General features: G+C 48.2%; 23 protein-coding genes. 18 read left to right on the plus strand and 5 right to left on the minus strand.

Features of this window, described 5'->3' with window-relative positions:
• Positions 1-76 precede the first annotated feature (76 nt).
• A complete protein-coding gene (locus QMA09_RS06610) occupies positions 77-1453 on the minus strand; it encodes a glycine--tRNA ligase (protein WP_290212502.1) in 1377 nt (458 codons plus the stop codon).
• Between the two features lie 312 nt (positions 1454-1765).
• Between QMA09_RS06610 and ccpN the strand changes: the two genes are divergently transcribed.
• The 8 genes from ccpN (at position 1766) to QMA09_RS06650 (ending at position 10091) form a co-directional block, all read left to right on the plus strand.
• The gene (gene ccpN, locus QMA09_RS06615) at positions 1766-2404 is read left to right on the plus strand and encodes a transcriptional regulator CcpN (RefSeq protein ID WP_135500755.1); all 639 of its coding nucleotides are present in this window, start codon (positions 1766-1768) and stop codon (positions 2402-2404) included.
• A 10-nt stretch (positions 2405-2414) separates the two neighbouring features.
• Positions 2415-3218 carry a pyruvate, water dikinase regulatory protein gene (locus tag QMA09_RS06620; protein ID WP_135500756.1) on the plus strand — a complete coding sequence of 268 codons (804 nt, stop codon included), beginning with the start codon at positions 2415-2417 and terminating at the stop codon, positions 3216-3218.
• Between the two features lie 200 nt (positions 3219-3418).
• Positions 3419-5227 (plus strand): DNA primase, encoded by a 1809-nt coding sequence (gene dnaG, locus QMA09_RS06625; RefSeq protein ID WP_135500757.1) that lies wholly within the window; start codon positions 3419-3421, stop codon positions 5225-5227.
• Between the two features lie 34 nt (positions 5228-5261).
• Positions 5262-6416, plus strand: a complete 1155-nt coding sequence (rpoD, locus tag QMA09_RS06630; protein WP_135500758.1) for an RNA polymerase sigma factor RpoD — start codon at positions 5262-5264, stop codon at positions 6414-6416.
• 129 nt (positions 6417-6545) lie between these two features.
• Positions 6546-7685: an acyl-CoA dehydrogenase gene (locus tag QMA09_RS06635; protein ID WP_135500759.1), complete on the plus strand. Its 1140-nt coding sequence runs from the start codon at positions 6546-6548 to the stop codon at positions 7683-7685.
• 128 nt (positions 7686-7813) lie between these two features.
• Positions 7814-8206, plus strand: a complete 393-nt coding sequence (gene cccA, locus QMA09_RS06640) for a cytochrome c550 (RefSeq protein ID WP_290212503.1) — start codon at positions 7814-7816, stop codon at positions 8204-8206.
• A 75-nt stretch (positions 8207-8281) separates the two neighbouring features.
• Positions 8282-8995 (plus strand): tRNA (adenine(22)-N(1))-methyltransferase, encoded by a 714-nt coding sequence (locus tag QMA09_RS06645; protein ID WP_290212504.1) that lies wholly within the window; start codon positions 8282-8284, stop codon positions 8993-8995.
• Entirely contained in the window at positions 8982-10091 is a 1110-nt protein-coding gene (locus QMA09_RS06650) for a Nif3-like dinuclear metal center hexameric protein (protein WP_290212562.1), read from the plus strand. The genes QMA09_RS06645 and QMA09_RS06650 overlap by 14 nt, the downstream gene beginning before the upstream one ends.
• 62 nt (positions 10092-10153) lie before the next feature.
• Here the strand turns inward: QMA09_RS06650 and QMA09_RS06655 are convergent, their stop codons facing one another.
• Complete coding sequence (locus QMA09_RS06655; RefSeq protein WP_135500762.1) at positions 10154-11134, minus strand: 4-hydroxy-3-methylbut-2-enyl diphosphate reductase; 981 nt, start codon at positions 11132-11134, stop codon at positions 10154-10156.
• Between the two features lie 125 nt (positions 11135-11259).
• Here QMA09_RS06655 and QMA09_RS06660 point away from each other — a divergent pair, with 125 nt between their 5' ends.
• The 5 genes from QMA09_RS06660 (at position 11260) to QMA09_RS06680 (ending at position 15600) form a co-directional block, all read left to right on the plus strand.
• Positions 11260-12555: a DEAD/DEAH box helicase gene (locus QMA09_RS06660; protein ID WP_290212505.1), complete on the plus strand. Its 1296-nt coding sequence runs from the start codon at positions 11260-11262 to the stop codon at positions 12553-12555.
• An 11-nt stretch (positions 12556-12566) separates the two neighbouring features.
• Positions 12567-13460, plus strand: coding sequence for a deoxyribonuclease IV (locus QMA09_RS06665; protein ID WP_290212506.1), 894 nt, complete (start codon positions 12567-12569; stop codon positions 13458-13460).
• A gap of 111 nt (positions 13461-13571) precedes the next feature.
• Entirely contained in the window at positions 13572-14336 is a 765-nt protein-coding gene (locus QMA09_RS06670) for a metal ABC transporter ATP-binding protein (RefSeq protein WP_290212507.1), read from the plus strand.
• Positions 14337-14338: 2 nt separating this feature from the next.
• Positions 14339-15193 (plus strand): metal ABC transporter permease, encoded by an 855-nt coding sequence (locus QMA09_RS06675; RefSeq protein WP_135501297.1) that lies wholly within the window; start codon positions 14339-14341, stop codon positions 15191-15193.
• A complete protein-coding gene (locus tag QMA09_RS06680) occupies positions 15190-15600 on the plus strand; it encodes a Fur family transcriptional regulator (RefSeq protein WP_135501291.1) in 411 nt (136 codons plus the stop codon). The genes QMA09_RS06675 and QMA09_RS06680 overlap by 4 nt, the downstream gene beginning before the upstream one ends.
• A 259-nt stretch (positions 15601-15859) precedes the next feature.
• Here the strand turns inward: QMA09_RS06680 and QMA09_RS06685 are convergent, their stop codons facing one another.
• From QMA09_RS06685 to QMA09_RS06695, 3 genes are all read right to left on the minus strand, one after another.
• Positions 15860-16450, minus strand: coding sequence for a hypothetical protein (locus tag QMA09_RS06685; protein ID WP_290212508.1), 591 nt, complete (start codon positions 16448-16450; stop codon positions 15860-15862).
• A gap of 12 nt (positions 16451-16462) precedes the next feature.
• Positions 16463-17584, minus strand: a complete 1122-nt coding sequence (ispG, locus tag QMA09_RS06690) for a flavodoxin-dependent (E)-4-hydroxy-3-methylbut-2-enyl-diphosphate synthase (RefSeq protein WP_135501287.1) — start codon at positions 17582-17584, stop codon at positions 16463-16465.
• Between the two features lie 135 nt (positions 17585-17719).
• Positions 17720-18205: a DUF1189 family protein gene (locus tag QMA09_RS06695; protein ID WP_290212509.1), complete on the minus strand. Its 486-nt coding sequence runs from the start codon at positions 18203-18205 to the stop codon at positions 17720-17722.
• A gap of 201 nt (positions 18206-18406) precedes the next feature.
• Between QMA09_RS06695 and QMA09_RS06700 the strand changes: the two genes are divergently transcribed.
• The 5 genes from QMA09_RS06700 to QMA09_RS06720 all read left to right on the plus strand — a co-directional run bounded on the left by QMA09_RS06700 (position 18407) and on the right by QMA09_RS06720 (position 24731).
• A complete protein-coding gene (locus tag QMA09_RS06700) occupies positions 18407-20038 on the plus strand; it encodes a Na/Pi cotransporter family protein (RefSeq protein ID WP_135501283.1) in 1632 nt (543 codons plus the stop codon).
• 84 nt (positions 20039-20122) lie between these two features.
• On the plus strand, positions 20123-20602 hold the full coding sequence (locus QMA09_RS06705; RefSeq protein WP_290212510.1) for a DUF456 domain-containing protein: 480 nt from the start codon (positions 20123-20125) through the stop codon (positions 20600-20602).
• 111 nt (positions 20603-20713) lie between these two features.
• Positions 20714-21322 (plus strand): superoxide dismutase, encoded by a 609-nt coding sequence (locus tag QMA09_RS06710; RefSeq protein ID WP_135501279.1) that lies wholly within the window; start codon positions 20714-20716, stop codon positions 21320-21322.
• A 112-nt stretch (positions 21323-21434) separates the two neighbouring features.
• Positions 21435-23642 (plus strand): peptidoglycan D,D-transpeptidase FtsI family protein, encoded by a 2208-nt coding sequence (locus QMA09_RS06715; RefSeq protein ID WP_290212511.1) that lies wholly within the window; start codon positions 21435-21437, stop codon positions 23640-23642.
• A gap of 144 nt (positions 23643-23786) precedes the next feature.
• Complete coding sequence (locus tag QMA09_RS06720; RefSeq protein ID WP_290212512.1) at positions 23787-24731, plus strand: PstS family phosphate ABC transporter substrate-binding protein; 945 nt, start codon at positions 23787-23789, stop codon at positions 24729-24731.
• The last annotated feature ends 28 nt before the right edge of the window (positions 24732-24759 follow it).

The following is a 24759-nucleotide window of genomic DNA, read 5'->3' on the forward strand; positions in this document are numbered from 1 at the left end:
TACGATCCGGAAGCTGCTAAAAAGGAATCGAATAAAAAAAAACCGGTGCATCACGAAGATGCACCGGTCTAAATGTTTAGAACTGGATGTGTTTTTCGATGTAAGATTGAACGTCAGCGATTGGCATGCGCGTCTGTTCCATTGAGTCGCGGTGGCGGACAGTAACTTGGCCGTCTTCGACTGAATCGAAATCGTATGTGATGCAGAACGGCGTACCGATTTCATCCTGGCGGCGGTAGCGTTTACCGATTGACTGGGAATCGTCGTAGTCCACCATGAAATGCTTGGCAAGATCAGCGAATACTTCAGTCGCGCCGTCAGCCAATTTTTTCGATAATGGCAAGATTGCCGCTTTATACGGCGCAAGGGCAGGGTGCAGTTTCAGCACAGTACGCTTATCGTCGTTTTCAAGTTCTTCCACGTGGTAAGCGTCCACAAGGAAAGCAAGGGTTACACGGTCCGCACCAAGTGAAGGCTCGATGCAATAAGGCACATAGCGTTCATTCGTAACCGGGTCGATGTAATTGAAATCTTCGCCGGAATGCTCCATATGGCGCTTCAAGTCGAAGTCTGTGCGGTCCGCGATGCCCCAAAGTTCGCCCCAGCCGAATGGGAATTTGTATTCGATGTCGACAGTGGCGTTCGAGTAATGGGACAATTCGTCTGCATCGTGTTCGCGCAGGCGCATATTGTCTTCTGACATGTTGAGGTTCAACAGCCAGTTTTTGCAGAAATCGCGCCAGTACGCGTACCATTCCAAGTCTTCGCCCGGTTTGCAGAAGAATTCAAGTTCCATTTGCTCAAATTCGCGCGTTCGGAACGTGAAATTGCCTGGTGTGATTTCGTTTCGGAAACTTTTGCCGATTTGTGCGATGCCGAATGGCATTTTCTTGCGCATCGAGCGCTGGACGTTCTTATAGTTGACGAAAATCCCTTGAGCCGTTTCAGGGCGCAGGAAGATTTCGTTTGTGGAAGCTTCAGTAACGCCTTGGAACGTTTTGAACATCAAATTGAATTGGCGGATGTCCGTGTAATCTTGTTTGCCGCAAACTGGGCATTTGATTTCGTGTTCTTGGATCAATTCAGCCATGCGTTCGAAAGACAGGCCGTCGACGATCATTTCAATGCCTTTTGCGTCAAGCGCGTCTTCGATCAATTTGTCTGCGCGGTGGCGCGTTTTGCAGCTCTTGCAGTCGATCATCGGATCGTTGAAGTTTCCGACGTGGCCGGAAGCCACCCACGTTTTCGGGTTCATCAGGATGGCGGCGTCCAAACCGACGTTATGCACCGATTCCTGGACGAATTTTTTCCACCATGCTTTTTTGATGTTGTTTTTCAATTCGACGCCAAGTGGGCCGTAATCCCACGTATTTGCCAGGCCTCCATAAATTTCAGAGCCTGGGAATACAAAGCCTCTGTGTTTTGCTAACGCTACTACATCTTCCATTGACATAAAAAAACCTCCATAAAATAAAAAATCGCACACGTCCCGGACATATAGTCCGAGGACGAGTACGTTATGACCCGCGGTTCCACCCCGATTGGCTGCACAGCATGCAACCCTCTTAAAAAATATGGCTCCAGAGTGCCTTTTCCTGTCGTTGCGGGCTTTCACCATCCCCGCTCGCTTTATGCAACAGTACTCTAATCTCTATCATTGCCAGCTATTTAATTCTATAGTATTGTAACATGGCATTCTTTTCTTCGCAATATGGCTTTAATTAGTATATAATAATTAACATTGAGTATAACATATTTTGAGGCGGTGAGTCCGATCGAACTCAATAAGAGACAAGAAGAGATATTGCGCATCGTCAAAGGCAATGGCCCGATTACGGGTGAGCAGATTGCAGATCGTCTGCATTTGACGCGTGCTACATTACGGCCCGATTTGGCCATTTTGACGATGGCAGGGTTCCTGGATGCCCGACCGCGTGTCGGTTATTTTTATTCCGGCAAAAAACCGGGCCAGGACATTTCGGATACGATGAACAATATGAAAGTAAAGGATTTCCAATCGATCCCGGTTGTTGTCCGGGAAGACGTCAGTGTCTATGATGCCATCAGCCAGATGTTTCTTGACGATGTCGGAACGCTGTTCGTCGTCGATAAGAATTCTTATTTGACTGGCGTACTGTCCCGCAAAGATTTGCTGCGGACGAGCCTAGGCAGCCAGAATCTGGGCGCTATCCCTGTACATATCATTATGACGAGGATGCCGAACATTACATTCTGCACCAAGAACGATTCGCTGATCCAAGCGGCACATCGCCTGATCAACCAGCAAATCGACGCGCTCCCGGTCGTTGAAGAGCAGCCTGACGGATTCAAGGTTGTCGGCCGCCTGACCAAGACGAATATTACACGCGCATTTTTATCTTTATCGGAAAGCCATGAATTGTGAGGTGCATAAAATGAAACAACTCCGCTTGTTCGTTGTCTCCGATTCAGTAGGAGAAACGGGTGAATTGGTCGCCAAAGCCGCCGTAAGCCAGTATCTATACGCGGATCAAAATGCGGTGATGAAACGCTTCCCATACATTGATTCGATTGAACATCTGCATGAAATCATCAAACTGGCGTCTCAGCAAAACGCATTTATCGTGTATACGCTTGTTTCGAAAGAACTGAGAATGTATCTGTCCGCAGAAACGGTGAAACTCGGTGTTCCCGCAGTCGATTTGATGGGGCCGCTGATGGATGCGCTCGAAGACCAGCTCGGCGCGAAGCCGCTTGAAGAAGCCGGACTCGTTCGGAAACTCGACGACGATTATTTCAAAAAAGTCGAAGCGATCGAATTTGCAGTCAAGTATGACGACGGACGCGATCCGCGCGGCATCCTGATGGCCGATATTGTGCTTGTTGGAATCTCCCGAACTTCCAAGACGCCGCTGTCGCAGTATTTGGCGCATAAACGCCTGAAAGTGGCGAATGTCCCGCTGGTGCCTGAAGTGGACCCGCCGGAGGAGCTGTATCAAGTGGACCCGGCTAAATGCTTTGGCCTGGTGATATCACCGGACAAGCTCAACCACATCCGCAAAGAACGCTTGATTGCGCTCGGCTTGAACGACGATGCCAATTACGCGCAAATCAACCGCATCCATGAAGAAATCACCCATTTCTATAAAGTGGTCGACCGCATCGGCTGTGAAGTTCTCGATGTCACAAACCGGGCAGTAGAAGAAACGGCCAACCTGATTTTAAATAAACGAAAATAGAACGACAGATGAAGCCACCTGTATAGGCGGTTTTTCTGTTTTATGTGTGGATTATTTCAGGAAAACGTTTTATAATGAAGAATTGTGGATAAAACTATACTAAGGCGCGCAAAACGTGCGTCATCTTTTTGCAAAAAGATGAAGGAATTCACCAAAGAATCTCGAATTAAATATGTTAAGCAAAAAAGAATGGTGATGAAATGTCAAATCGAGTTCCTGAAGAAGTAATCGAGCAAATCCGCTCTACGGCAGATATTGTAGATATAGTCGGCGAGTACGTTCAGCTGACGAAAAGGGGGCGCAACTGGTTTGGCCTATGCCCTTTCCATGGTGAAAGCACACCTTCATTTTCTGTAACATCCGACAAGCAGATTTTCCATTGCTTCGGTTGCGGCGCAGGCGGAAATGTTATTACATTTTTAATGGATATTGAAAATGTGACTTTCCAGGAAGCTTTGGCAAAGCTTGGCCAACGCGCAGGAATTGAAGTGGAAGTCAATGCCCCGGGCGATTCGGCACCGGCGATTTCCAAAAGCGACAGCCAGTTGATTGTGATGCATGAATTTGCTGCTGATATGTATCATCACATCTTGCTCAATACAGAAGAAGGGCAGGCAGCATTGGATTATTTGGAGAATCGGGGATTCACCCGTGAATTGATTGAGAAATACCGCATTGGCTGGTCTCTTCCAGAGTGGAATTACATGGCAACGGCGCTGCAGCGCAAAGGCTTTAGCGAAGAGGAATTGACGGCAAGCGGATTGGCGATCCAGCGTGAGCAGGGCAATGGCTATTTTGACCGTTTTCGCGGTAGAATTATGTACCCGATCATGAACGAAAGCGGCAAAACCATCGCATTTTCGGGACGGGTCCTTGAAAACACGAAACAGGAAGCCAAGTACATGAACAGCCCGGAATCGCCCATTTTCCAAAAAAGCCAGGTTCTCTACAACGTCAACCATGCAAGAGGCGCGATACGCAAAAACCGGAAAATCGTTTTATTCGAAGGCTTTATGGATGTCATTGCGGCATCCAAAGCCGGCGTTGAAAACGGTTTGGCGACGATGGGGACATCCCTGACAGCCCAGCATATCCGTGCGATGAAGCGTTTTGCGCAGGAAGCAGTCATTTGCTTTGACGGGGATGATGCAGGGTGGGAAGCGGCGAAACGGGCCGCAATCGCCTTGAATGAAGAAAATTTCAAAGTTGAAGTAGCGGTTCTGCCAGGCAAAATGGACCCCGATGATTATGTCCGGGAAAATGGCAGCGAAGCCTTTAAAGACCAAATCATCGGCAAACCGCATGCTTTTATCGCGTTCGCGATGATGCATGCACGCAGGCACAAGAATTTTCAATATGAAAATGACTTGCTGCAATATATCCAGGAAGTGCTGCAATTGCTGGCAGGCCGTTCGTCCTCGATTGAGCGGGACTTGTACATTAAGCAATTGTCTAATGAGACAGGGTTGTCTGAAGAGGCGATTTTACAGCATTACCGAAAGCTTGAAAACAAATCGATTGAACGCAGCCGGCCGCCGAAAGAGCAGCCCGTCAACACCCAACCGGCGAAGCGGAGCCCTAAAAAAACGACTTCGCTGAATCGTGCAGAACGGCTATTATTCTCCCATGCATTGGCCGATCAGCGAGTCATGGAAAAATTAGCGGCGGTCCAGTCGGGCATGCCATTTATCAGTGAAGAATACCAAGCGCTGTATGTCCAGCTCCTCGGCTTTTACGAAGAATGGGACAAAGCCGATTTCCATAAATTTTTGGAAACGCTGCAGGATCCGGAACTCCGCAAAATCGTCATGGAGACCGCAATGACCGAACGCGACCCGGAACATTCCGATGAGGAAATAAAAGACTGCATCAAGCATCTTGAAAAGCATTTGGTCGAACAGGAAATCAATCTTAAGATCCAGCAATCAAAAGAGGCGGAAAAACAGCATGATTTGAAACGTGCACTGCTTCTTGCCCAAGAAGTGATTGCTTTACGGAAATCATTGTAAAATCAATTCCGGTTTTTTTAAAGGAGGAAGTCGTATGGCTGAGAAATCAGAACACCAAAACGAAGTAGAAGCAAGCAATGTGTCATTGAGTTCAGAAGCGCCAGAAGCAACAGTCGAAGAAGCGAAAAAGCAATTAATTGAAATAGGTAAAAAAACCGGAGAACTGAATTATGAGCAGATTGCCGATAAATTAGCGGTTTTTGAAATGGAATCGGATGCAGTGGAAGAATTCATCGACCAGCTCGAAGGCCATGGCATTGAGCTTGAACGCAAATCAGATGACGAAGAGCATTTGGACCGCCTCATGAAACCGACTGAAGACAAATTCGACTTGAACGACTTGAGCGTTCCTCCCGGCGTCAAAATCAATGACCCGGTCAGAATGTACTTGAAGGAAATCGGGCGTGTCGACCTTTTGAAAGCAGAAGAAGAAGTCCGTCTCGCAAAATTGATTGAACAAGGCGACGAAGAAGCCAAGAAACGGTTGGCAGAAGCGAACTTGCGCCTCGTAGTCAGTATCGCAAAACGCTATGTCGGGCGCGGCATGCTGTTCCTGGATTTGATCCAGGAAGGGAATATGGGCCTGATCAAAGCGGTGGAAAAATTCGATTACTCAAAAGGCTTTAAATTCAGTACGTACGCCACTTGGTGGATCCGCCAGGCCATCACGCGCGCGATTGCTGACCAAGCGCGGACAATCCGCATCCCGGTGCACATGGTCGAAACGATCAACAAATTGATCCGCGTCCAGCGCCAATTGCTGCAGGACTTAGGCCGCGAACCTTCACCGGAAGAAATCGGCGAAGAAATGGATCTTTTGCCTGAAAAAGTCCGTGAAATCCTGAAAATTGCACAAGAACCTGTATCGTTGGAAACGCCGATCGGCGAAGAAGACGATTCACATTTGGGTGATTTCATCGAGGATTCCGATGCGCAGTCGCCATCGGACCACGCTGCATACGAATTATTGAAAGAACAGCTTGAAGACGTTCTGGATACTTTGACAGACCGTGAAGAAAACGTTTTGCGCCTGCGTTTCGGCCTTGACGACGGCCGCACGCGCACACTTGAAGAAGTGGGCAAAGTTTTCGGCGTCACACGCGAACGTATCCGCCAGATTGAAGCGAAAGCGCTCCGCAAATTGCGCCACCCTTCACGCAGCAAACGATTGAAAGACTTCCTGGAATAAGCCGAAACCGTTCCCTCTAAAAAAAGGGAACGGTTTTTTTGCGCTAATTCGGGTTAAAGGTTGAGTTTGTCTAAATTTTTCCTATATAATGAATACTGAAAGCGCATACACAAAGGGGATGTAATGAAAATGAATTTCGATTTAACGCAAGAACACCAGATGATCAAAAAAGCAGTCAAGGAGTTTGCCGATAAAGTGGTCGCTCCTGGCGCCATTGAGCGCGACCGTACGAAACAATTTCCTACCGAGATTTTCAAACAGCTGTCCGACATGGGGATGATGGGCTTGCCGTTTGATGAGAAATACGGCGGCGCAGGAGCGGATACAACCAGTTTCGCAATTGTTACCGAAGAATTGAGCCGCGCATGCGCTTCGACAGGCATCACGTACTCGGCCCATATTTCACTTGGCGGCGCACCGCTGAATTTATTCGGCACCGAAGAACAGAAAGAAAAATACCTAACGCCGATCTGCACAGGTGAATCGTTCGGCGCGTTCGGGCTGACAGAACCGAATGCGGGATCTGACGCGGGCGGCACGGAAACGCGCGCAGTGGAAGACGGCGATGACTGGGTCATCAACGGATCGAAAGTATACATCACAAATGCTAGCCACGCCAAGCACTTGGCGATTACGGCCATCACCGGCATGAACGACGGCAAAAAAGAAATCAGTGCAATCATCGTGCCGACAGATGCTGAAGGTTTCACGATCATCGACAATTACGATAAAATGGGTTTGAATGCATCAAACACGACGGAATTGGTGCTGGAAAACGTCCGCGTACCGAAAGAAAACCTCCTAGGCAAGCGTGGAGAAGGCTTCAGGCAGTTCTTGGTCACATTGGACGGCGGGCGCATCGGCATCGCTGCAATGGCTGTAGGAATCGCTCAGGCGGCATTCAATAAAGCATTGAATTATTCGAAAGAGCGCAAGCAATTCGGCAAAACATTATCGGAATTCCAGATTACACAATTCAAATTAGCGGATATGGCGATGAAAATCGAATTGGCCCGCAATATGGTCTACAAAGCGGCTTGGCTGAAAGACCAGGGGCGCCCATTCACGAAAGAGGCATCGATGGCGAAATTATATGCTTCTGAAATGGCGATGGAAGTAGCGGATGAAGCGATCCAAATCCACGGCGGCTATGGTTATATGAAGGAATACGAAGTTGAGCGCTATATGCGCGATGCGAAATTGCTGGAAATCGGCGAAGGGACTTCCGAAGTTCAGCGCATGGTCATCGCACGCCAAATCGGCTGCTAAATTACTGATTTTGTCACAATCTGCTAAAACTTATCCGTTAAGACTTTTCGTTTTGTAAATAATACAGTACAATAATGAATGATACGAACACTATCATTAACGCAGAACTTGAAGAGGAGGGGTAACGGATGCAAAAAAATGCAATTGTACCTTATATCTTAATCATGGCTTTCGGTATTGGTCTAATTTTCTTCTTATCATTAGAAGGCGTTGGCAACCAAGAGGAAATCGCTGAAGAACATGCAACTGAAGAAGAAGGCGGAGCAGGTGGAGAAGAAGGCGCTGAAGGCGGCGAAGAAGCTGCTGCTGAATTCGATCCTGAAGCTGTCGCACAACAAAGCTGTGTTTCTTGCCACGGTTCAAGCTATGAAGGCGGAGTAGGTCCATCATTGATCGACACGCAACTTGACCAAGCAGGAATTGAAGAAATTTTAGTAAACGGTAAAGGCGCTATGCCAGCCGGCCTTGTTGAAGCCGAAAACGCACCAGCAATGGCTGAGTGGATTTTGACACTCGAATAGTATTGAAAACCCTTAGTTCTTTGAGCTAAGGGTTTTTCTTTCATTGTTCAGCTTATTTCAGTTAGGAGGCATTACATGAACGCTCAACAATTATCATACCGGCTTGGCCGGGTCGCAAGCCACGTACCGGAAGGCGCAATTGTTGCCGATATCGGCAGCGACCACGCGTATTTGCCGTGTTATTTAGTGGCAGAAGGGCTCGCGGAAAGAGCCATAGCGGGAGAAGTGGTGAAAGGGCCTTTCGAGTCAGCGAAAAAACAAGTCCGCCAGGAAGGCCTGGAAGACCGGATTACGGTACGGCTTGCCAGCGGCCTGGCGGCAATTGAGCCTGCTGACGGCGTGACGGCGATTACGATCGCCGGCATGGGCGGCCCGTTGATCGCGTCGATTTTGGAACAGGACAAAGCGCGTCTCGAAGGCGTCCAGCGTCTGATCCTGCAGCCCAATGTGCATGCAAAAGCGATTCGCGAATGGGCGGCAGCAAATGGCTGGCACATCGTCAACGAAGAAATTTTGGAAGAAAACAGCAAGATTTATGAAATCATTGTGCTTGAGCCTGCAGGAAAAGCTGTAGAGTTCAAGGAGAAAGAGCTGCTTTTTGGACCGGTGCTCATGGCACAGCGTTCAGACGTTTTCCACACAAAATGGCAGCGCGAAATGACGCAATGGCAAAAGATTGTCGCGTCGATGGATGCGAACGCCGAAGCCGCCGATATTGGGGAGAAGAAGCAGGAATTGACACAAAAAATAAAACTGGTTGAAGAGGTGCTGAATGGTGAAATTTCCTAACGGACAGCAAATCATCGAAGAGTTTGAAAAATGGTCGCCGAAATATTTGGCGATGGAAGACGACCCGGTGGGCTTGCACGTCGGCACATTGAACAAAAAAATCGAACGGGTTTTGGTGACGCTTGATGTCAACGAAGCGGTTGTCGATGAAGCCATCGAAAAAGGGGCATCTTTGATCATCGCGCACCATCCGCCGATATACCGCCCGTTGAAAAACCTGCAGACGGATTTTCCGCAAGGGCGCTTGATGGAAAAGCTCATCAAGCATGATATTGCCGTCTATGCCGCGCACACCAATCTTGACGTTGCACAAGGCGGCGTCAACGATTTGCTGGCGGACGCACTCGGCCTTCAGGATACATCCGTAATGGTGCAGACCTACGAAGCGGAATTGGTGAAAATCGCCGTCTTCGTTCCGGAAAGCCACGAAGACCAAGTGCGTGAAGCATTAGGCAAAGCAGGCGCAGGCGCGATCGGCGATTACGAATTCTGCAGCTACACTTTATCGGGCACGGGGCGTTTCCGTCCTACGCAAGGCGCGGATCCGTTTATCGGCGAAGTCGGCAAGATGGAAAAGACGGCCGAATCGAAAATCGAAGTGGTCATCCGGAAACAGGAAAAAGACCGCGCCATCAAGGCGATGATTGCTGCACATCCTTACGAGGAAGTGGCATACGATGTGTTCGCCCTTGAAAACAAGGAATTGCCAATGGGCCTCGGACGTGTCGGCACGCTCGAAACCGGCATGTCATTGGAGGACTTTGCGGAATTCGTCAAAGAACGGCTCGACGTTCCTGCCGTGCGCGTCGTCGGGGATTTCGCGAAACCGGTCAAGAAAGTTGCTGTGCTAGGCGGCGATGGCAATAAATACATCACCGCTGCGAAACGCGCGGGAGCGGATGTTTATGTGACGGGGGACCTTTACTTCCACGTCGCCCAAGATGCGGAAGCGATCGGCCTTGCCGTTGTCGACCCAGGCCATCATGTGGAAAAAGTGATGATCCAAGGGGTCGTGGATTATATGGCACAACATAGCGGCTTGAATTGCACATTCCTGGCGTCGGAAACCAATACCGAACCGTTCCGTTTCAAATAAATCCATGCACGATAAAAAAGACACGCTCCGATTGGGGGCGTGTCTTTTTGCTGTTTATGGCTTTATTCGCCGACCGGGTATGGTTCGATGCGGTCCGACGGTTTCGGGTGCTTGATTTTCGGTAATATTTTGTTCAGCGGAACAGAACGCGCCAAATCGTGCGTCGACGGATCTTCCGGATCGTATTTATCCAAGAACACCATCACTTCTTTGACAATCGGCGTTGGCGTTGAAGCGCCGGCTGTGACCCCGACAGTTTCAATGCCTTGCAGCCAGTCCAGATTCAGTTCGGACAAATCGGAAATGCGGTATGCCGGTGTGCCGGCAATGTCTTGTGATACTTGCGCCAAGCGGTTTGAGTTATTGCTCATCGGGTCGCCGATGACAATCAGCAAGTCGGCGTCGACTGCTTGTGTCGCGACCGCTTCCTGCCGGACTTGGGTCGCCAGGCAAATCTCTTTATGGACTTCGGAATGCGGGAATTTCTCTTTCAGGCGTTCCATCAACTCCACAACATCCCATTGGCTCATCGTCGTCTGGTTCGTAACGATGATCTTGTCGGAATTCAGCTCAAGTTCATTGACATCTTCGACAGTTTCTACAAGGTGAACGAGGTCCGGTGCGACGCCGATTGCGCCTTCCGGTTCCGGATGACCGCTTTTGCCGATGTAAATGATGTGGTAGCCTTCAGCCGTTTTTTCACGGATCAGGTCATGCGTCACGGTGACATCCGGGCAAGTGGCGTCAATCGATACGAGGCCTTTGCGTTTAGCCAGTTCACGCACTTGCGGCGAAACGCCGTGTGCGGTGAAAATGACCGTGCCTGTTTCCACTTTCTCCAAAATTTCGAGCCGGTTTTTACCGTCAAGCGTGATGATGCCGTCTTGTTCGAAAGCGTCGGTGACGTGTTTATTGTGGACGATCATTCCAAGTATATAGATCGGGCGTGGCAAGGTTTCATCCATTGCCGCATTTTTCGCAATGACCATTGCATCCACTACTCCATAGCAATAGCCCCTTGGCGATATTTTCATTACTTTCATAACCGCACTCCTTTCAAAATCATATCTTCATTATAACGGAGACGGCGCGGCTTTACAAAAGTTGCATTACGGAAAAAGTGATTTTGTGCTATAATGTCAAGAGCATAAGGAGGGGATTCAATCCCATGACAAAATTCAACGAATACAATTTGAAGCCGTTTATACTAGAAGCGGTAGAAAAACTGGGCTTTACCGAGCCGACGCCAATCCAAAAAGAAATTATGCCCCATATATTGAAAGGCACAAGCGCGATTGGACAATCCCATACAGGGACAGGCAAAACACATAGTTTCATCATTCCGATCGCAGAACGGATCGACACGAGCCGCCAAGAAGTGCAGGCGGTTATTTGCGCGCCGACACGCGAACTCGGAACGCAGATTTACAATGAAATGATGAAGCTTGTCGAAGGCTCCGATATTGAAGTGAAGAGCTTTATCGGCGGCACAGACAAACAGCGTTCCATCAATAAATTGAAGACGCAGCCGCATATCGTCATCGGTACGCCAGGGCGTTTGCGGGATTTAGTGAAAGAAAACGCACTTTTGGTCCATACCGGTAAAATTTTGGTTGTCGACGAAGCGGATCTGGCATTCGATCTGGGCTTTATCGAAGAAATCGACCAAGTGGCCGGCAAAATGCAGGAGCATTTGGAAATGTATGTTTTCTCGGCGACGATTCCGGAAAAACTCAAGCCATTCCTGAAAAAATACATGGAATCACCAGTCCATGTCAAAATCGGCGACAAGCGTCCGACAGCAGAAGGGTTGGATTTTTACCTGATTCCTGCCCGCAGCAAGCGCAAAGTTGAACGATTGAAAGAGATCATGGGAATCATCAACCCTTATTTGGCGATCATTTTCGTCAATACGAAATTCAATGCGGATTATGTTGCTGAAGAACTTGGCAAAGCGGGAATCCGCGTCGGCCGTGTGCACGGCGATTTAGCGCCGCGCGAACGGGTGAAAATGATGAAACAAGTCCGCGATCTGGAATATCAATACATCGTAGCGACGGATTTGGCTGCACGAGGCATTGACATCCAAGGCGTCAGCCATGTAATCAATTATGAATTGCCGGAAGACTTGGAGTTCTTCATCCACCGTGTTGGACGTACAGCCCGCGCTGGCATGAAAGGGTTGGCCATCACAATTTTCAATCCGGAAGAAGAAGATGCAATCGTCCGCGTCGAAAAGATGGGCATTCCGTTCCAACAGAAAGACATCGTCAACGGCGAATTCGTTGATCTGAAAGACCGCCACAGCCGTAAAAACCGTGTCAGAACAGCAGATGCAGCGGATGTAAAAGCAAAATCAATGGTCCATAAGCCGAAAGCCGTCAAACCTGGCTATAAGAAGAAGATGAAATGGAAAATGGACGAAATCAAAAAAGTCGAACGCCGCAAAAATCGCAAAAAGTAAGGAGTTTTTTCATGTTATTGGGATCACACGTATCAATGAGCGGGAAAAAAATGCTGCTTGGTGCAAGCGAAGAAGCTCTTTCATACGGAGCGACGACTTTTATGGTCTACACCGGCGCACCGCAGAACACGCGCCGCAAACCGATTGAAGAGTTGAATATCGAAGCGGGGCAGGCGCATATGGCGCAGCATAATATGTCGAATATCGTCGTTCACGCACCGTACATCATCAATATCGCCAATACCGTGAAACCGGAAACTTTTGAGCTGGGCGTGGAATTTCTCCAAAAAGAGATCGAACGCACGGCGGCGCTCGGCGCTAAGCAAATCGTGCTTCATCCCGGTGCCCATGTCGGCGCTGGCGTTGAAGCGGGTACTGCAAAAATCATCGAAGGCTTGAACGAAGTCCTGTCACAGGATTTTCCGGTGAACATCGCACTTGAAACAATGGCTGGGAAAGGCACGGAAATCGGCCGGAATTTAGAAGAGCTGGCAGCGATCATCAACGGGGTGACCCATAACGAACGCTTGTCGGTTTGCTTTGACACCTGCCATACGCATGACGCAGGGTACGCCATCAATGAAGACTTTGACAGCGTGCTTGCGGAATTCGACCGCATTATCGGAATTGACCGCCTGCAAGTGCTCCATATTAACGACAGCAAAAACGTCCGCGGAGCCGCCAAAGACCGCCATGAAAACATCGGCTTCGGCGAAATAGGCTTCCAGGCGCTGCACGGCATCGTCCATCATGAACAATTGATACACGTGCCGAAAATCCTGGAAACGCCATACGTCGGCATTGACGCGAAAAACAAAAAAGCGCCATACGCATTTGAAATCGAAATGTTCAAAAACGGTGTTTTCACGCCAGGCGTCATCGAAGAATTGAAAGCCCCTCTGTAAAGAGAGGGCTTTTTTTTATGAGTTTTATTGGTTTACAAGCGTCCGTGCTTGTTTTATACTTTTCTAATGATGTAAATCGTAATCATTATGAATTGGAAAAGAGGCAGTGTTATGAACGCGCCATTAATCAACATTCAAGACATCAGTTTTGAATACGAACAAACAAAAGCACTTGAGAATATTTCGTTGAAAGTGGAAGAAGGGGATTTCCTGGCGATTCTCGGCCCCAACGGCTCCGGTAAATCAACGTTATTGAAAATCATGCTCGGTTTGATCAAGCCGACAAAAGGCAAGATTGAATTGTTCGGGACAGACTCGAAAAATTTCAAGCATCGCGAATGGATCGGCTACGTGTCGCAAAAATCCAATTCGTTCAACTCGGGCTTTCCGGCGACAGTCGAGGAAGTCGTAGCTGGCGGACTGGCGAAAAAGTCCGGTTTGTTCCACCGGATGCCGAAAAATTACAAAGCACAAGTAAAAGAAGCGCTGGAAGCGGTCGGCATGGACGCCTTCAGCCACCGCAGCATCAGCGAACTTTCAGGCGGACAGCAGCAGCGGATTTTTATTGCGCGCGCGCTCGTCGCCAAGCCGAAAGTGCTGATTCTCGATGAACCGACAGTGGGCATCGACCATCAGAACGTCCAGTCGTTTTACAATATGCTGGCATCGCTGAACCGCGATAAAAACATCACGCTTGTGCTGGTGACGCATGACGTCGACACCGTGACCGATAAGATCACCCATGTCGCGTGCTTGAACCAGACCATCCATTTCCATGGCTATAAAGATCAGCTGGATACGATGAGCGATGAAAAGCGCAAAGCGTGGTACGGCCATTCCGTGCGGAAAATCCATCACGCCGGAGGTGCCCATTGACCATGATCGACGCAATATTTTCCTATGAATTCCTGCAGAACGCCTTTGCCGCCGGTTTGATCATCGGCGTCATTGCGCCGCTTCTTGGCGTCTTTATCGTCGTGCGCCGGCTGTCGCTCATTGCCGACGCCCTCAGCCATGTGACGCTTGCCGGCATCGCGGGCAGCTTGTACTTGAGCCAGAGCGTTGCAGCGTTTGCGCTGCTGAATCCTTTATTCCTCGGCATTGCGGCTTCCGTATTCGGTTCGGTGCTGATCGAACGCTTGCGGAGCCTCTACAAGCATTACGAAGAATTGGCGATTCCGATCATCCTGTCAGCGGGCATCGGCTTCGGCGCGATTTTCATCTCGCTCGCTGAAGGCTTCTCCAGCGATTTGTTCGGCTACCTATTCGGTTCCGTCTCGGCTGTCAGCCGTGAAGACCTCGGCATTGTCGCAGGAATCGCCGTCATCGTCTTTTTGTTTATCAGTATTTTCTTCAAGGAATTATTCGTTTTGTCGTTTGACGATGAATACGCAAAAGCTTCGGGCCTGCCAGCGAAGTGGATCCATTTCCTCTTCATGATCGTCACGGCGCTCGTCATCGCGGGCTCCATGCGCATCGTCGGCATCCTCTTGGTGTCGTCGCTGATGACAATTCCGGTTGCAACAGCAATGCGCTTGTCGAAAAGCTTTAAAGGGACGATCATCCTGTCGATCGTCTTCGGTGAAATTTCGGTCATCGCCGGCCTTGTCACGGCATTTTATTTCGACCTGGCACCCGGCGGTACAATCGTCGTCACATCAATCATGTTGCTGCTGTTTGTCATCGGTTTCAAAAAGCTTTCAGTGTCAATGAAGAAGGGGGCAGTCGCATGAACATCGATAAAGCATGGGACATCTTAAAACAGAACGGCTACAAGGAAACGTCTAAACGCACGCAGATATTGGAACTCTTCTCGCAGGACGACCGCTACTTGACGGCGCGCGACCTTCTCGACGTCATGCAGAAAGATTATCCGAGCATGAGCTTCGACACCGTCTACCGCAATTTGGCGACATTCGTCGGCTTAGGGATTCTCGAGGAAACGGAATTGTCCGGCGAACGCCATTTCCGCATGCAATGCGAAAGCGACCATCACCACCACCATTTCATCTGCATGGACTGCGGCAAGATTAAAGAAATTCCTGTCTGTCCGATGGAAATGGTCGGCGCGGCATTGCCGGCATACGAAATCGCCAACCACAAATTCGAAATCTACGGCAAATGCCCGGCGTGCAAATAATTATTTCAATAAAACATGGGGAAAGCCGGCTCAACGGATGAGCCGGCTTTTGTGTATCATGATATGATTGTGGATTTTCGCTGAACGCGCGTAAAAAGTTCTGAACGCACGTAAATCTCGCTGAACGCGCATAAAACTTTTTGAACGCGCATAAACTACGCTGAACGCGCATAAAACATTCTGAACGCACATAAACTCATCGAATAGGTCAATATAGACGCAAAATGCCATCAGCGCTCAAGCTGATGGCATTCTATCTTTATTTCGTCTGCAAACTGTCCTGGATGGCGAATTCTTTCTCCACCCATTGCTGGGCTTCCAGCCAATTGTAGACGCGGATGACGTTTTTCGGAATCGGCTCCCGGTTGTAGGGAGTGTCGAATAAAATCACCGGGATGTCGAGCTCTTCGGAGATCTCGACAGCATTGTCATGCTTGTCTTCGAAGAACAAATCGACGGCATGCTTTTTAGCCGTTGCGATTTTATTGTGCGAACCGATCAATTCGATGTGGTCGTAATGGATCGCATGCTGGGCGAACCAGTCGACTGTGATGTCTTTGACGTTCTCGCTGCGCGCTGAGATGTAATACAACTCGTAGCGGTCTTTCCAGCTGTCCAAAATCGACTTTGCGTTTTCCGACACCGGAGAGGCAGCGTAGATCGTTGATTCGGCTCCGCGGAACCAATCGTAGAATTCGCCTCTCGGGAGGTGGGGAAGTGCTGCAGTCAAATCGTATTGCTTGATGTCTTCGAGCGTCAACTCGCTGTTGAACGCTTCATTGATGTGCGGGATCAGCGATGTCGGGCACGTTACAGTGCCGTCGATATCAATGCCGAAACGGTATCTCATTGCTTCACAACCTTATACTTCCAATTTTCCAGCGGCTTCTTTTTCAGCAGCCTGCTTGTCGAAATATTCCTGTGCGATTTTGTCGATCTCCACTTTCAATTCCTCGACCATTGTTTCCTCCGGCACTTTGCGGACGGTTTTGCCTTTCATGAACAGCAAGCCTTCGCCGCGTGCACCGGCAATGCCGATATCCGCTTCGCGTGCTTCACCCGGTCCGTTGACCGCGCAGCCGAGAACAGCCACTTTGATCGGCGCTTTGATGTGCGAGATGTATTCTTCCACTTCGTTGGCAATCGTGATCAAGTCGATTTCGATGCGTCCGCAAGTCGGGCACGAAATCAATGTCGCAGCGTTTGAAGACAAACCGAACACTTTCAGCAATTCACGCGCCACTTTCACTTCTTCAACCGGATCGGCGCTCAAAGAAATGCGGAGCGTGTTGCCGATGCCTTTTGCCAGCAAGGCGCCAAGGCCAGCAGCACTTTTGATTGTTCCTGAATACAATGTGCCGGATTCCGTGATTCCGAGGTGAAGGGGATAATCGAATGCTTTTGATGCTTTTTCGTAAGCTTCGATTGCCAGGCTGACATCTGAGGCTTTCATTGACACGATGATGTCATGGAAGTCCAGGTCTTCAAGGATTTTGATATGGTGCAACGCACTTTCGACCATGCCGTCAGCCGTTGGGTAGCCATATTTTTCAAGGATTTTACGCTCTAATGAACCGGCATTGACGCCGATTCGGATCGGGATGCCTTTTGCTTTACACGCATTGACGACCGCTTCCACTTTTTCACGGCGGCCGATGTTGCCCGGGTTGATGCGGATTTTGTCGGCGCCTTGTTCGATGGCAATCAACGCCAATTTATAGTCAAAATGGATGTCAACAACAAGCGGGATGTTGATGCGTGCTTTGATTGCACCGATTGAATAAGCTGCACGCTCATCCGGGCAAGCGACGCGGACAACCTGGCATCCTGCTTCTTCCAAACGCAGGATTTCAGCGACTGTCGCTTCGACGTCGTGGGTTTTGGTTGTTGCCATACTTTGAATGAATAATTCATTGCTGCCACCGATTGTCAGGTCTCCGACTTTAACGGGGCGTGTTTTTGTACGGTGAATAATTTCACTCATTTAAAATTCTCTCCTTTTTTGGGAGGCCGGTGAATTAGCGCCAGCCCGCATTTCTGCTACTCGAAGCGTCCCTAATTTGTTCCATTACCTATAGCCATTTTAGCAGTCTATTCCTATAAAAGACAAGAAAGACGGTTACGCACCTGTGTTTTTAGCAGGAGGGAGCTTTGGATAATAGCCCACCGCCAAGTAAAGATAGGCGATCGTCAACAAGCTTGTCAGCCCGGAAATCCATAAGCCGGCATCCAAGAAGCTTAAACCGAATGAAATAAATGTCGGAACCGTGACAGCCAAAGCTGCCGTCCGCCACAAATGGCGGTATTCGCCGCGGCGCTTTCTTATAGAAAGAAACGCCAAGCCTACGAAGGCGAAAAGGCTGATTTTCACAAAATGATAAATGGTCGTTGACACAAACAAGAAGATGAAAGCGAACGGGTAAAGAAGCCATTCGATTTCTTCCACAAACTCCAGCAATCCTTCTACATTGCTCGCTGTATCGCTCAAGCCGGATGCCAATCCGATAAACGAAATGAGTGTCATGACGGCAATGACGGCAAATACAAAGCGGAGAATGCGGCCGATTGTCATAATACGGACGGCTGCCTGTTTTTTAGGTTCCATTAAACTAGCCTTGAATAATTGAAAAATATTCACGAACATCGCCCTTTCTATATATACCTTTATCGTACCACGGCAGAACGAGAATATTTTTCCGCTTTGTTACGGGAATGTAAATTTTAAATAAAGGTGTTTACAATTCAATAGTGAACTCCTCATAATAGACTAGGTGTGAAATCGCAAATACAGGAGTTGAATGTTTAAGTGGAAACAAATTGGCAGGAAATGCTCTTTATCTTCTTCGGAGGGCTAGGGATCTTTCTATTCTCCATTAAATACATGGGGGATGCATTGCAGAAAGCTGCGGGCGATAAGCTTCGTGGAATTCTAGACCGATTTACAACCAATCCTTTCATGGGCGTTTTGGTCGGGATTGTCGTTACAGTTCTGATTCAATCGAGTTCAGGAACTACCGTCATCGTCGTCGGTCTTGTAAGCGCCGGATTTATGACGCTAAGACAAGCAATAGGCGTTATTATGGGGGCGAATATCGGGACGACCGTTACAGCGTTCATTATCGGCCTTGATGTTGGTGCCTACGCGTTGCCGATTATGGCAATTGGTGCTGCAATGATTTTCTTCTTTAAAAAGAATCAAATCCAAAATATCGGCCAAGTTATTTTCGGTTTCGGAGGCCTATTCTATGGTCTAGAGCTGATGAGTGATGGCATGAAACCTTTGCGCGAGTCCCAAGCGTTTATTGATATGACCATTAATCTCAGTGAAATGCCAATACTAGGCGTTCTAGTTGGTACTATTTTTACCGTTATTGTTCAAAGTTCAAGTGCGACTGTAGCCATTCTGCAGGGTCTATACGCCGAAGACATCTTGAACTTGCAGGCATCATTGCCGGTCTTGTTCGGAGACAATATTGGAACGACCATTACAGCTGTTTTGGCTGCTCTAGGGACGTCTATCGCTGCGCGCCGTGCAGCCGCAGTCCACGTTTTGTTTAATATAGTGGGCACGATCATTTTCATGATTCTCATCATTCCTTTCACTGCTTATGTCCAATGGATTTCGGGCGTGTTAGCGCTTGAACCGAAGATGCAGATCGCATTCGCCCACGGTTCATTCAACGTTGCAAACACGATTATCCAGTTCCCATTGATCGGTGCATGGGCATACTTGGTCACAAAAGTGATTCCGGGTGAAGAAGTGCTGATCGAGTTCAAACCGAAACATTTAGATCCGAACTTTATCGAAGCTTCTCCTTCAATCGCACTTGGCCAAGCTAAAGAGGAAATCCTCCGCATGGGCCAATACGCAGTCCAAGGCTTGGAAGAATCGTATGCTTATTTGAAAACAAAGAGCAAGAAAAATGCTGAAATGGGTTATCAATTGGAAGATGCAATCAATAACCTCGACAGCAAAATCACAGATTACCTTGTGTTGATTTCTGCAGAATCATTGTCAGCTGGCGATTCAACCCGCCACACAGTGTTGATGGAAACAGTGCGCGACATTGAACGGATCGGCGATCATTTCGAGAACATCATCGAATTGATCGACTACCAGGAAAACAACCGTGTCATCCTTTCAGAAGATGCTTTGGAAGACCTGACGGAAATGTTCACGTTGACGATTGCTACTGTGCAAAAATCACTTGATGCATTAGACACAACGAATCATGAATTGGCACGCGAAGTAGCAGAGCAAGAAGACTTAATCGACAAAATGGAACGCAAATTCCGTAAAAAGCACATTTTGCGTTTGACTGAAGGACAATGTTCAGCGCAAGCCGGAATCGTCTTTGTCGACATCGTCAGCAACCTTGAGCGCATCGGCGACCATTCAGTGAATATCGCAGAAGCCATCTTAGGCAACCGCGCATAATGAAACACTCCCTTTCATCGCTTTACATTTTTTAAAATGTGGGGCACGATGAAAGGGAGTTTTCTATTTAATAGGAGGAGTGACATGGAAATAATCGGGTGGGTGCTTGTGCTGCTGTTTTTCGCCATCGGATTTATCGGGCTGGTTTATCCGATCATCCCGGCAGTTTTATTCATATTCGGAGGTTTTCTTATTTATGGGCTGTTTTTCGATTTCAGCGAACTGCCTTGGTGGTTCTGGCTGATCCAGTCGCTATTCGTCATCTTGCTGTTCGGCGCTGATATGCTCGCCAATGCTTTCGGCGTCAAAAAGTTCGGCGGTTCAAAAGCAGGGTTATGGGGCAGTACGCTGGGGCTCCTCATCGGTCCGTTCGTCATCCCGATCGCCGGCATTTTAATCGGCCCGTTCCTCGGCGCCATTCTTGCGGAACTGGCTGTAAACCGTTCTACGCCTAAGCAGGCGGTCAAATCGGGTGTCGGTTCGGTAGTAGGGTTCATCACTTCGGTATTCACGAAAGGCATCATCCAGACGGTCATGGTTGCGTTGTTCTTCTTCGTCATCTGAAGTCGGCCAAAAGTCTGATTAAACGGACAGCTCATGCATTTTGATTGTAACGGTCCGGAAACTTTGATAACCTGTAAAGGTAGACAATTAGACTCAAGGAGGAATTTAATCATGGCTTATGAATTACCGGAATTACCTTACGCGTATGACGCACTTGAACCACATATCGACAAAGAGACGATGAACATTCACCACACAAAACACCATAATACTTACATCACGAACGTTAACGCTGCATTGGAAGGGCACGATGACTTGGCTTCTAAATCAGTTGAGGAATTGATCGCTGATCTTGATGCAGTACCTGAGTCAATCCGCACAGCAGTACGCAACAACGGCGGCGGACATGCGAACCACTCACTTTTCTGGCAGTTATTGTCTCCTAACGGCGGCGGAACTCCAACAGGTGCACTTGCTGAAGCAATCGACGCTAAATTCGGCAGCTTTGATGCATTCAAAGAAAAATTCGAAGCTGCTGGCAAAACACGTTTCGGTTCAGGCTGGGCTTGGCTGATCGTTTCTAACGGCGAATTGGAAGTTGTATCGACTCCAAACCAGGATTCACCGGTAATGGAAGGCAAAACACCGGTTCTTGGAGTAGACGTGTGGGAACATGCTTACTACTTGAAATACCAAAACCGCCGTCCTGATTACTTGGCGGCTTTCTGGAACGTAGTAAACTGGGATGAAGTTTCTAAACGTTTCGAAGCAGCAAAATAATTGTAAATAATTGAAACTTTACACACACTTTTTCGTCTGAAAAAGTGTGTGTTTTTCTATGTTCGATGATATACTAACAAGTGCATATTTTGGCGGAAGGAGTGCGCAAAAAATGAATACCCCCCAGAAAAGACGTGTTTCGCTTGCGAAAGCAAAACTGAAATCACATACCGTCTTTCGGATGAATGTCCTCTTTTTCTCCATATTCCTTCTATTTTCTGTGTTGATTTTAAGATTGGGTTACTTGCAGATCGTCAAAGGCGAGGATTACACTCGGGCGTTGGCGCGGACAGAAGAAGTCCCGGTCAATACCAGTGTTCCGCGCGGCCGTATTTTTGATAGTGAAGGCCGAGTCCAAGTGGATAACAATCCCGTGAACGCAATCACGTATACAGCGATGCAGACAACGAAGAGGGAAGAAATGCTTGAAGTGGCCACGGAACTTGCGAAGCTGATTGAAAAAGATCCTAAACGGGTCACGTTGCGTGATAAACAGGATTTTTACATAATGCTGAACGGTGAAAAAGCAGCAGCAAAAGTGACCGATGAAGAAAGAGCGGCAATTGCAGCTGAAGACATTATAGAAAAAGAGAAAAACCAGAAAATCGATGCGCTCGTGCGAGAAAAAATCACTGATAAAGAACTGGATAGCCTAACAGCGGAGCAATTGGAAACCTTGGCGATTTTCCGTGAAATGACGTCAGGTTATGCGTTGGCTCCACAAATCATCAAGAATGAAGGCGTGACAGACGCTGAATTCGCGCGCGTTTCAGAGCGGTTGACAGACCCGAAATTAAAAGGCGTCAATACGGTTACTGACTGGAAGCGCGTCAAAACGAGCGATTTAACGATTCTTGGCAGCACCACTACACCTGAACAAGGGATTCCGGCGAATAAGCTGGATTATTACTTAGCGCGCGATTACTCGCGCAATGACCGTGTCGGAGTGAGTTTCCTCGAACAATTTTATGAAGAAGAATTGCAAGGCGAGAAATCCATCGTCAAAAACATAACGGATGGCAAAGGCCGCGTAGTTGAGACCGTTCCTGTTGATGAAGGCAAGCCAGGCAAAGACCTTGTATTGACGATCGATTCCGAAATGCAGAGCGCTGTGGAAGACATCGTCGAAAAGCATCTGCTTGAACTGAAAGCGGGTCCGAACTCACAGCTGGTAAAAGATGCTTATGTCGTCATGATGGATCCGAGAACCGGTGAAGTCATTTCAATGGTCGGCAAGCAGCTCGGCAAAGATGACAACGGCAAACAGATTGTGCGTGATTATTCATTCGGCGCCATTACGGCAGCCTATCCGAGCGGCTCTGTTGTCAAAGGCGCGACGCTTTTGACAGGCTACCATCAAGACGCTGTCGAATTGAACCAAGTCATGATTGATGAGCCACTGCAATTTCCTGGTGCTTCGATGAAAGGTTCTATTTTCAACCGGACAATGTTCAACCGCATTCCGATGAGCGACTTACAAGCAATTGAACGCTCGTCAAACGTTTATATGTTTAAAATAGCTTTGGCGCTGTCCGGCAATACGTATGAATACAATCGCGGGTTCAGCGTCAAGCCTGAACATTGGGAAACGATGCGCAATTCATTCGCCCAATTCGGTCTTGGGGTTCAAACCGGAATCGATTTGCCGAATGAAGGCACCGGCTATGCCGGAGATTATACGAAAGTCCAGCCGGGTACATTCCTGGATTTGGCGATCGGCCAATACGATACGTATACGCCGATGCAACTGGCTCAGTACATTTCCACAATCGCCAATGACGGTTACCGAATGAAACCGCATGTCGTGAAAGAAATCCGCCAGCCATCAGATGACGGCCAAAGCCTCGGCCCGGTTGAAACGGTTATCGAGCCGACGGTTTTGAACCGCATCAATAATACGCAAGCAGAAATTGACCAGGTGAAAAAAGGCATGCGCCTCGTGTATTCCGGAAATTCCGGTTCGGCGCGTTCGTTCTTTAACGACGCCTCGTATGAAGGCGCAGGGAAGACCGGAACAGCCCAGATCCAGTATTACGACGACAAGGACAGTCCTTTTTATGCGGAGCCTTCCGTCAATACGGCACATGTCGGCTTTGCACCATATGACAACCCCGAGATCGCATATGCGGTGATGGTTCCCTATATCACGACAGACCCTAGCCGGGTGCCGACGACAACGCATAAAATTGCGCGCGAAGCGGTCGATAAATATTTTGAACTGAAAAACAAAGAATCTGCTGAACCATCTTCTGTCATCAAAGCACCATTTACGAAAAATGTGATTCAAGAAGGCGAAGAAGATGAAGCAATCCCCGAATAAGAAAAGCGCAGGCGCATGGAAATCCCATGCTACCGGCGCTTTTTTGCGTTTACAATTTCTTAACATTGCCTTTATATGTACTCAACAATCAGGGTTTATAGTAAGGACTGTAAAGCAAACATGAAATTTAGGGGGAAACGTCAAATGAGAATTTGGAAATACGCAATGGCATCAACAATCCTTGGATCTGCATTAATGCTGGGAGCATGCGGAGGCGGTAACGCGACGCAACCTGGTGAAAATGGAGAAGGCGGGTCGGCAAGCGGATCAGTAACTGGTGACGGCTCTTCGACTGTTGCACCGATCTTAGAAGGCATTGTTGAAGAATATGCGGGAGTTGAGCCAGACGTGCAAGTAACTGTTGGTGTATCCGGCACTGGCGGCGGCTTCGAAAAGTTCATGCAAGGCGAAACTGATTTCTCAAACGCATCACGCCCAATTAAAGAAGAGGAAATCGCAAGCCTTGAAGAAGCAGGCATCGATTACACTGAATTCTTGCTGGCGTACGATGGCTTGACTGTAGTTGTCAACAAAGACAATGACTGGGTCGAGGATTTGACGGTAGAAGATTTGAAAAAACTTTGGGTTGAAGATGGTACGACCAAAAAATGGTCTGACATCAATCCAGAATGGCCTGCTGAAGAAATCGTCTTCTATTCTCCTGGTACATCTTCTGGAACATACGATTATTTCAATGAAGTGATTCTTGAAGAAGAAGAACTGAACAGCGCAGCTACGTTATCTGAAGATGACAACGTGCTTGTCCAAGGTATTCAAGGCGATAAAAACGCGATCGGATTCTTCGGCTACGCATATTACGTAGCTAACAAAGACACGTTGAAAGCTGTTAAAATCGGTGGAGTTGAGCCGAACAGTGAAACAATCGAGTCTGGTGAATACGCGCCGCTATCACGCCCATTATTCACTTACGCTAGCAACGATTCGTTAACTGAAAACGAAGCAGCTTATAACTTCATGCAGTACACGATTGAAAACGCAGGTGAAATGGCTGACGCAGTCGGCTATGTAGCAGCTCCTGAAGCAGAATACGAAGAAGATATGGAAAAATTGGAAGCTTTAAAAAAATAAATACTAATTAAGTTCTAGTTAAAGGGTG

The sequence above is a fragment of the Planococcus sp. APC 3906 genome (assembly GCF_030407685.1).
GTDB lineage: Bacteria > Bacillota > Bacilli > Bacillales_A > Planococcaceae > Planococcus > Planococcus koreensis.

Excerpts from the sequence above, each read along its gene's own strand:
- dnaG (WP_135500757.1), top strand. The coding sequence starts at position 3,419 with ATGTCAAATCGAGTTCCTGAAGAAGTAATCGAGCAAATCCGCTCTACG.
- QMA09_RS06705 (WP_290212510.1), top strand. The coding sequence starts at position 20,123 with ATGGAAATAATCGGGTGGGTGCTTGTGCTGCTGTTTTTCGCCATCGGA.
- rpoD (WP_135500758.1), top strand. The coding sequence starts at position 5,262 with ATGGCTGAGAAATCAGAACACCAAAACGAAGTAGAAGCAAGCAATGTG.
- QMA09_RS06695 (WP_290212509.1), bottom strand. The coding sequence starts at position 18,205 with ATGGAACCTAAAAAACAGGCAGCCGTCCGTATTATGACAATCGGCCGC.
- QMA09_RS06610 (WP_290212502.1), bottom strand. The coding sequence starts at position 1,453 with ATGTCAATGGAAGATGTAGTAGCGTTAGCAAAACACAGAGGCTTTGTA.
- QMA09_RS06635 (WP_135500759.1), top strand. The coding sequence starts at position 6,546 with ATGAATTTCGATTTAACGCAAGAACACCAGATGATCAAAAAAGCAGTC.
- QMA09_RS06710 (WP_135501279.1), top strand. The coding sequence starts at position 20,714 with ATGGCTTATGAATTACCGGAATTACCTTACGCGTATGACGCACTTGAA.
- cccA (WP_290212503.1), top strand. The coding sequence starts at position 7,814 with ATGCAAAAAAATGCAATTGTACCTTATATCTTAATCATGGCTTTCGGT.
- QMA09_RS06685 (WP_290212508.1), bottom strand. The coding sequence starts at position 16,450 with ATGAGATACCGTTTCGGCATTGATATCGACGGCACTGTAACGTGCCCG.
- QMA09_RS06720 (WP_290212512.1), top strand. The coding sequence starts at position 23,787 with ATGAGAATTTGGAAATACGCAATGGCATCAACAATCCTTGGATCTGCA.
- ispG (WP_135501287.1), bottom strand. The coding sequence starts at position 17,584 with ATGAGTGAAATTATTCACCGTACAAAAACACGCCCCGTTAAAGTCGGA.
- QMA09_RS06675 (WP_135501297.1), top strand. The coding sequence starts at position 14,339 with ATGATCGACGCAATATTTTCCTATGAATTCCTGCAGAACGCCTTTGCC.
- QMA09_RS06670 (WP_290212507.1), top strand. The coding sequence starts at position 13,572 with ATGAACGCGCCATTAATCAACATTCAAGACATCAGTTTTGAATACGAA.
- QMA09_RS06715 (WP_290212511.1), top strand. The coding sequence starts at position 21,435 with ATGAATACCCCCCAGAAAAGACGTGTTTCGCTTGCGAAAGCAAAACTG.
- QMA09_RS06645 (WP_290212504.1), top strand. The coding sequence starts at position 8,282 with ATGAACGCTCAACAATTATCATACCGGCTTGGCCGGGTCGCAAGCCAC.
- QMA09_RS06655 (WP_135500762.1), bottom strand. The coding sequence starts at position 11,134 with ATGAAAGTAATGAAAATATCGCCAAGGGGCTATTGCTATGGAGTAGTG.
- QMA09_RS06680 (WP_135501291.1), top strand. The coding sequence starts at position 15,190 with ATGAACATCGATAAAGCATGGGACATCTTAAAACAGAACGGCTACAAG.
- QMA09_RS06620 (WP_135500756.1), top strand. The coding sequence starts at position 2,415 with ATGAAACAACTCCGCTTGTTCGTTGTCTCCGATTCAGTAGGAGAAACG.
- QMA09_RS06665 (WP_290212506.1), top strand. The coding sequence starts at position 12,567 with ATGTTATTGGGATCACACGTATCAATGAGCGGGAAAAAAATGCTGCTT.
- QMA09_RS06660 (WP_290212505.1), top strand. The coding sequence starts at position 11,260 with ATGACAAAATTCAACGAATACAATTTGAAGCCGTTTATACTAGAAGCG.